General features: G+C 67.2%; 3 protein-coding genes. 2 read left to right on the top strand and 1 reads right to left on the bottom strand.

Annotation, left to right across the window (positions count from 1 at the left end; all coding sequences use genetic code 11):
- The first annotated feature begins 112 nt into the window (after nucleotides 1-112).
- A complete protein-coding gene (locus ACTJLF_RS34385) occupies nucleotides 113-1,411 on the top strand; it encodes an adenylate/guanylate cyclase domain-containing protein (RefSeq protein ID WP_440884867.1) in 1,299 nt (432 codons plus the stop codon).
- Here ACTJLF_RS34385 and ACTJLF_RS34390 read toward each other — a convergent pair.
- Entirely contained in the window at nucleotides 1,398-2,141 is a 744-nt protein-coding gene (locus tag ACTJLF_RS34390; RefSeq protein WP_440884868.1) for a TetR/AcrR family transcriptional regulator, read from the bottom strand. The genes ACTJLF_RS34385 and ACTJLF_RS34390 overlap by 14 nt on opposite strands.
- A gap of 112 nt (nucleotides 2,142-2,253) precedes the next feature.
- On the opposite strand from ACTJLF_RS34390, the gene ACTJLF_RS34395 reads away from it, so the two are divergent.
- Nucleotides 2,254-3,561, top strand: a complete 1,308-nt coding sequence (locus tag ACTJLF_RS34395) for an aspartate aminotransferase family protein (RefSeq protein ID WP_440884869.1) — start codon at nucleotides 2,254-2,256, stop codon at nucleotides 3,559-3,561.
- Nucleotides 3,562-3,614 lie beyond the last annotated feature (53 nt).

Consider the following 3,614-nt stretch of genomic DNA (forward strand, 5'->3'; position numbering starts at 1 on the left):
GATTTAGATGGAAATCACACGGCCAAGTGGGTCACTTCTGGATGGAAATCAACACACCTGGTATCTGGAGGCCATGAAGGCGAAGGGCCCAGTATGGACCCAGCCTTTTCTGATGAGCGATGCAAAGGAACTCGCCATCGGCCATGCGCGGCCAGCGGGGCGCGTCGACGACGAAGGCCACAAGCGCGGGCTCGTGGTCGATGCCAACGTGTCGCTGGGCCATCTGTCGAGGCTGATGCGCGTATCCGGCGCGCTGGGCAGCGGCGAGAGCGCGCTGCTGAGTGCCGATCACCACGTGATCGCGCGCAGCAACGACCCCGAGCCGGTACGCAAGCTGGAGTCGCCCGACAGCGGCGTGCTTGGAACCATCCACGCGCACATGCTCGCGGCCAGCACTGCGGGCGGCGCTGACGACATGGCTTTCTCCATCGAGCACGAGGGGCGCCGCTACCTCGTGCAGACCTCGCACCTGCCGCACACCCGCTGGCAACTGGTGAGCTGGGAACCCGAGGACCTACTGCTCGGGAGCCTGCATCGCTTGGTGCTCTGGTCGCTGCTTCTGACGGTCGGCTTCCTGGCGCTCTCGCTCTTCATCTCGCTGCGGCTGTCGAAGCTGGTGACAGGGCCGATCGAGAACCTCTCGCGTGTCGCACGCCGAATCGGGCGGCTGGAGCTGGACAACCTGCCGATCGAACCCAGCCGGGTGCTGGAGATCCAGCATCTCAACCAGGCGCTGGACGAGTCGGCGCGCAGCCTCAAGGCCTTCAGCAAGTTCGTGCCGGTGGACATCATCCGACAGCTGGTCGCCGAAGGGCACGCACTGGGGCCGAGCGGGTCGCCGCGCCGCATCACCGCGATGTTCACCGACGTCGAGGGCTTCACCAGCATCTCCGAGTCGATGCCGGCCGATCTGCTCGTGCGGCAGCTCACCGAGTACTTCAACCTTGCCGCGGGCATCTTCGCGCGGCACGGCGGCGTGATCGACAAGTTCATGGGCGACGGCATCATGGTGCTGTGGGGAGCTCCCAACGAACTCGAGGACGCGGAGTACCGCGCCTGCGTGGCGGCCATCGAGCTTTGTGCCGCGATGGATGCGCTCAACGAGAAGTGGCGTGCCGAAGGGCTGCAGGAGTTCCGCACGCGCGTGGGCATCCATACGGGCCACGTGATCGCGGGCGTGCTCGGCTCGAGCGACCGCCTGTCATACACCGCCATCGGCGACGCGATCAACGCAGCGAGCCGGATCGAGGGCGCCAACAAGGAGCTCGGCACCTGCATGCTGATCTCCGAGGCCACCTTCCAGGGACTGCGAGGCCGCCTCGCCACCCGCCGCATCGAGGAACTCGCGCAGCTGCGGGGCCGCCAGACGCGGATGGTGCTCTACGAACTGCTGGGGCCTACGCCGACCTGAGCCTTCGCGCGAAGGCATCCAGCCCGTCGATGGTGATCTGGATGTGCCGCTCGAAGCTGCTGTCCAGCGGCACTGTCGTGCCGTTGTCCCAGCGCAGGATGAAGGCCTTGTTGGCCAGTTGCGCGAGGTTGCGCGTGAGCACCGGGTGGTCGAGCGGGCGGATCGTGTGCACGCGCTCGCGCAGCTCCTCGGCCCAGGCCTGGGTGTTGTCGGCGGGCAGGGGCGAGAACTCCATCGTCAGGAAACCCAGCATCGCGGCGACCACGCAGTTGTAGGCCTCCAGCAGCGCTTCGTCCTCGAAGCCGGCATCGGCCAGCGTGGCCAGGATGCCTTCGACCAGCTCCATCGGCAGGCTGCCGTTGGACACCAGCTGCGCGCCCAGCAGCTGCGCCACGTTCGGATGGCGCCGCACTGCGGCGCGGCAGCGGCGGAAGAGTTCGGCGATCCAGTCCTTCCAGCCGAGCCTGCCAGGCGGCGGCGCGACCTCGGCCATGACCAGCGCCGCCACCTCGGCCAGCAGCGCCTCGCGAGTGCTCACATGCCAGTGCACCGTGGCCGGGTAGACGTCGAGCCGGGCCGCCACTTCACGCATGCTGAAGGCGCCAAGGCCGAATTCGTCGATCTGCGCCAGTGCTTCCTCGGCGATGCGCTGCTTCGTCAGGCCGCCGCCACCGGCGGGGCGACCGGCCGTACGGGGTTTCTGGGCCTTGGGGGGCGAATTCTTCGTCATGGTTGCGGCCATTGTGCGGCAGCCGGGTTGACTGTATAAACAAATTAAATTGAGCATTGATCAATAAATCGCGCTGCATGCAACGGGCGCACCACTCCTGAAGGACATCGCCATGGCCCACGCCGACATCGACCAGGCCCTTGCGGCCGCGCACCGCCGCTTCACCGAGGCCAACCCCGCCAGCCTGCGCCAGTTCGAGGAGCAGGCGCGCTACATGCCCGGCGCCAACAGCCGCTCGGTGCTGTTCTATGCGCCGTTCCCGCTGACCATCGCCAGGGGCGAGGGCGCGACGCTCTGGGACGCCGATGGCCATCGCTATGCCGACTTCATCGCCGAGTACACGGCCGGCGTCTACGGGCACTCGGCCCCAGAGATCCGCGAGGCCGTCGCCGAAGCCATGAAGGGCGGCATCAACCTCACCGGCCACAACCTGCTCGAAGGCCGGCTTGCCAGGCTCATCTGCGAGCGCTTTCCGCAGATCGAGCAATTGCGCTTCACCAACTCCGGCACCGAGGCGAACCTGATGGCGGTGACGGCGGCGCTGCACTTCACGGGGCGGCGCAAGATCGTCGTGTTCTCGGGCGGCTACCACGGCGGGGTGCTGGGCTTCGGCGCCAAGCCGCTGCCGACCACCGTGCCCTTCGACTTCCTGGTGCTGCCCTACAACGACGAGAAGACCGCGCGCGAGCAGATCGACAAGCACGGCCCCGAGATCGCCGCTGTTCTGCTGGAGCCGATGCAGGGCGCGAGCGGCTGCATCCCGGGCCGGCTGGAGTTCCTGCAGGCGCTGCGCGAATCGGCCACCCGAGTGGGAGCGCTGCTGATCTTCGACGAGGTGATGACTTCTCGCCTCGCGCCGCACGGCCTGGCGAACAAGCTGGGCATCCGCTGCGACCTGACCACGCTGGGCAAGTACATCGGCGGCGGGATGTCCTTCGGCGCCTTCGGCGGGCGTGCCGACGTGATGGCGTTGTTCGATCCACGCACCGGGTCGCTGGCCCACTCGGGCACCTTCAACAACAACGTGCTGACGATGGCGGCCGGCCACGCGGGGCTCACGAAGCTGTTCACGCCCGAGGCGGCAGGCGCGTTGGCAGACAGGGGCGATGCGATGCGCAAGCGGCTCAATGCGCTGTGTGCCGGCGAGGGCGTGGCGATGCAGTTCACCGGCATCGGCTCGCTGATGAACGCGCATTTCGTGGGCGGCGAGGTGCGCAGCACCGACGACCTTGCGCCCGTCGACGCGCGTCTGCGCCAGCTGCTTTTCTTCCATCTGCTGAGCGAGGGCATCTACACCTCGCCGCGCGGCTTCGTGGTGCTGTCGCTGCCGCTGAGCGACGCGGACATCGACCGCTACGTGGCCGCCATCGGCAGCTTCGTCGGCGAATACCGGGCGCTGCTGCCCGGTGCTGCGAACTAGCTAGTGTCCTGTCCCGTTAATTCATAGGCACAAGAAGTGCTTGGGATAAGGCA

The organism is Variovorax sp. 22077 (assembly GCF_052044195.1).
GTDB lineage: Bacteria > Pseudomonadota > Gammaproteobacteria > Burkholderiales > Burkholderiaceae_C > Variovorax > Variovorax atrisoli.

Excerpts from the sequence above, each read along its gene's own strand:
- ACTJLF_RS34385 (WP_440884867.1), top strand. The coding sequence starts at position 113 with ATGAGCGATGCAAAGGAACTCGCCATCGGCCATGCGCGGCCAGCGGGG.
- ACTJLF_RS34390 (WP_440884868.1), bottom strand. The coding sequence starts at position 2,141 with ATGACGAAGAATTCGCCCCCCAAGGCCCAGAAACCCCGTACGGCCGGT.
- ACTJLF_RS34395 (WP_440884869.1), top strand. The coding sequence starts at position 2,254 with ATGGCCCACGCCGACATCGACCAGGCCCTTGCGGCCGCGCACCGCCGC.